General features: G+C 44.2%; 1 pseudogene. It reads right to left on the bottom strand.

Annotation, left to right across the window (positions count from 1 at the left end):
* Nucleotides 1-516: pseudogene (locus AB5935_RS26940) on the bottom strand (DUF4838 domain-containing protein); the annotation flags it as partial.

The following is a 516-nucleotide window of genomic DNA, read 5'->3' as shown; positions in this document are numbered from 1 at the left end:
TAGTCTCCGGGTAAACCGTGAGTGCCGTCGGTCAGTTTCTTTGAATCATTTTTATTTAGTTTAGGGGTTGCGGAAGGATTCATTCCCAGAAACAAACTTTTCTTTATGTCGGAAGCAAGTATATATTGTTCCCATTCCTTTATATAATAGTCAATCTCATAAGCTGACTCATTATAATATTCCATTCCGGCAAATGCTTGATGCTCTTTGAGCTGGGTGACCCAATTACGAGCTTGGGGGAGCGGCTGAATATCCTTTCCATTCCGCTTGGCATATCCGTAAGCGTCGAAACCGTGGTCACGTGCCAATTCCATGCGTGTGAAAGACAAGGCGGTCTGGAGCTCGTGCAGCTTTTTGCGCTCTTTCCCTTTTGCTTCGGATACAAAATCTCCCATTTCATCATAGAATTTGATAAACTTCTCCGGATAGAGGAATCCTTTTTCCGATTCTCTGATACCGGCGTAAAGTCCGAGCTGCTTTCCGGATTGGGCGTTGTTTTCTAGCTCTGTGTAGTAA

Origin of the sequence: Phocaeicola sp. RTP21198st1_B8_RTP21198_201120 (genome assembly GCF_040929485.1) — a bacterium.
In the GTDB taxonomy this organism is placed as follows: domain Bacteria; phylum Bacteroidota; class Bacteroidia; order Bacteroidales; family Bacteroidaceae; genus Phocaeicola; species Phocaeicola dorei.
Note: the sequence above shows the minus strand (reverse complement) of the source record. Positions and strands in the feature narration are given on the sequence as shown.